A 3,053-nucleotide genomic window follows, 5' to 3' on the forward strand; every position below is an offset into this window, starting at 1 on the left:
CGCATCCGCCGGATGACCGCGCCGCCGGACCTGCGCGAGTTCGACGACAAGATCGCCGACGTACGCCGCCGCAAGGAAGGCGCCATCGACAGCCAGGACTTCGAGCTGGCCGCGTCCCTGCGTGACGAGGAGAAGAAGCTGATCCTCGCCAAGGGCGAGCGCGAGAAGCAGTGGAAGGCCGGCGACATGGACGTCGTCGCCGAGGTCGACGAGGAGCTCATCGCCGAGGTCCTCGCGGTCGCCACCGGCATCCCGATCGTGAAGCTCTCCGAGGAGGAGTCGACGCGGCTGCTCAAGATGGAGGACGAGCTGCACAAGCGCGTCATCGGCCAGGAGGAGGCCGTCAAGGCGCTCAGCCGGGCGATCCGGCGCACCCGAGCCGGCCTGAAGGACCCCAAGCGGCCCGGAGGCTCGTTCATCTTCGCCGGCCCCTCCGGCGTCGGCAAGACGTGGCTGTCCAAGTCGCTCGCGGAGTTCCTGTTCGGCGACGAGGACGCCTTGATCCAGCTCGACATGAGCGAGTTCAGCGAGAAGCACACCGTCTCGCGGCTGTTCGGCTCGCCTCCCGGCTACGTCGGCTACGAGGAGGGCGGCCAGCTGACCGAGAAGGTCCGCCGCAAGCCGTTCTCCGTGGTGCTGTTCGACGAGGTCGAGAAGGCCCACCCGGACATCTTCAACTCGCTGCTGCAGATCCTGGAGGAGGGTCGCCTGACCGACTCCCAGGGCCGGGTCGTCGACTTCAAGAACACCGTGATCATCATGACCACGAACCTCGGCACCCGCGACATCAGCAAGGGTGCGAGCCTCGGGTTCCAGCAGGCCTCCGACCTGCAGGGCAACTACGACCGGATGAAGGCGAAGGTCTCGGAGGAGCTCAAGCAGCACTTCCGCCCCGAGTTCCTCAACCGCGTCGACGAGATCGTGGTCTTCCCGCCGCTGTCGATGGAGCAGATCGTCTCGATGGTCGACAACATGATCGCCGGCGTCGAGCTGCGGCTCCGCGACCGTGACATGTCGATCGAGCTGACCCAGGCGGCCAGGGACCTGCTCGCGACCCGCGGCTTCGACCCGGTGCTCGGCGCGCGTCCGCTGCGGCGCACCGTCCAGCGCGAGATCGAGGACACCCTCGCGGAGAAGATGCTGTACGGCGAGGTCGGCCCCGGCCAGATCGTGCTGGTCGACGTCGAGGGCGAGGGCGTGGAGGCGAAGTTCACCTTCAAGGGCAACCAGAAGAGCGAGCTGCCCGACATGCCGCCGATCGAGACCGCCGCTACGGGCGACACCGAGACCGGCTGAGTCCAGGAGCAAGACGAGGGCGTCCCCAGCAGGGGGCGCCCTCGCTGCGTGTTGGGCCTACGGCAGCGCGTAGGCCTCCGCTCCGACAGGGACCAGCAGGCCGTCCCTGACCAACGACTCCAGGCAGCGCTGCCGCTGCTCGGCGGCCGGCCATGCCGAGTCGATCCGGGACCTGTGCACCGGCGCGTGGTCCTCCCGGGCGAGCGCGAGGATCCGCCCCCGGCACTGCCGGTCGGTGCCGTCGTAGGTCTGGCCGCGGCGCGGCGGGCCGTCGTACGCCGGGTGGCCCGCACCCCGCCAGGCGCAGAGGTCGGCCACGGGACACGACGCGCAGCGAGGTGACGCCGCTGCGCACACCGTGGCCCCGAGCTCCATCACCGCCACCGACCAGCGGGCGGCGGTCGGCGCATCGCCCGGCAGCACGGTCGTCGCGAGCTCCCGCTCGGCAAGGGTCACGGTCGCGGCCGGGAACTCCAGCCCGGAGAGCGTGCGCGTCAGCACGCGTCTCACGTTGGTGTCCAGCACCACGTGCCGCTGCCCGAACGCGAACGACGCGATCGCGGCGGCCGTGTAGTCGCCCACGCCGGGCAGTGCGATGAGGTCGTCGTAGGAGGCGGGCACCTCGCCGTCGTGGCCGCGCACAATCTGGGTGGCGGCGGCGTGCAGCCGAAGTGCACGCCGCGGGTAGCCGAGCCGTCCCCACGCGCGGACCGCCTCACCGGCGGGCTCGGCCGCCAAGCCGCTCGCTCGCGGCCAGCGCTCCAGCCACTGCTCGTACACCGGCAGCACCCGTGACACCGGCGTCTGCTGCAGCATGAACTCGCTGACCATCACAGCCCAGGGGGAGGCCGACGGATCGCGCCAGGGCAGGTCCCGGGCGTGCTCGTCGTACCAGGGGAGCACCCGGGCGGGCAGGGGGGCGACGGAGGTCATGACGCCACAAGCCTAGTAACGGCGCGGATCCCGGACCCCGCGGAGTGGCATACCGGGACCGGGTGGTCCGCGAAGTTACCGTTCGTGCATGAGGTCGATGGCTCGTCCGCGAGGACCGTTGCCGGCGCGCGTGTACTGGGTACGCCGCACGTTGGTGCTCGTGGTCGCGCTGGCCCTCGTCTTCGGCATCGCCCAGCTGCTCGGCGGCCCGGGCGACCCGGCAGCGGACTCCGCGCGGGTCGTGGGCGCCGACCCGGCACCGTCGGACGGCGTCCCGTCCGCGTCGACCGCTGACGCAGACCCCGAGGCCGAACTTGACCGCGGCGGCAACCGGGGCGGCACGAAGCGCAAGCCGAAGAAGACCAAGACGCCTCTGGCCCAGCCGACCGGCCCGTGCGTCAGCTCCGACGTCGTGGTGAAGCCGAAGCTGCGCGAGACGGCGCGCGCGGGCAGCCTCGTGCACTTCCGGCTCAAGCTCACGACCCTGGAGTCGGCCGCCTGCACCTGGACCGTCTCCCCCGAGTCGCTGGTGGTCAAGGTGACCTCCGGTGAGGACCGGATCTGGTCGAGCCAGGACTGCCCCGACGCGGTGCCGCAGGCAGACGTGGTGGTCCGCAAGGACGTGCCGGCCAAGGTGGACATGGGCTGGCGCGGCCAGCGGTCCGACAGCACGTGCTCCCGCCAGCCCGCGTGGGCGCTGCCGGGCTTCTACCACGTTGAGGCGGCCGCCTTCGGGGCCGAGCCGACCGACGTCCAGTTCGAGCTCGAGGCCCCGGTGGCGCCGACCCGGACCGCGAAGCCCAAGCCCGACAAGGGCGAGAAGA

At 71.2% G+C, this 3,053-nt stretch carries 3 protein-coding genes; 2 read left to right on the forward strand and 1 reads right to left on the reverse strand.

Annotated features, from left to right (window positions below; genetic code table 11):
• Positions 1 to 1,296: AAA family ATPase (locus tag VFH10_RS11870; protein ID WP_325128750.1), on the forward strand; the 1,296-nt coding region annotated here is incomplete at its 5' end.
• Between the two features lie 57 nt (positions 1,297 to 1,353).
• On the opposite strand, the gene VFH10_RS11875 is transcribed toward VFH10_RS11870, so the two are convergent.
• Positions 1,354 to 2,229 carry an A/G-specific adenine glycosylase gene (locus VFH10_RS11875; protein WP_325128752.1) on the reverse strand — a complete coding sequence of 292 codons (876 nt, stop codon included), beginning with the start codon at positions 2,227 to 2,229 and terminating at the stop codon, positions 1,354 to 1,356.
• Between the two features lie 88 nt (positions 2,230 to 2,317).
• On the opposite strand from VFH10_RS11875, the gene VFH10_RS11880 reads away from it, so the two are divergent.
• Positions 2,318 to 3,053 (forward strand): hypothetical protein (locus tag VFH10_RS11880; protein WP_325128754.1); only part of this gene is annotated, 736 nt, incomplete at its 3' end.

This window comes from Nocardioides sp. (assembly GCF_035697785.1).
GTDB lineage: Bacteria > Actinomycetota > Actinomycetes > Propionibacteriales > Nocardioidaceae > Nocardioides_B.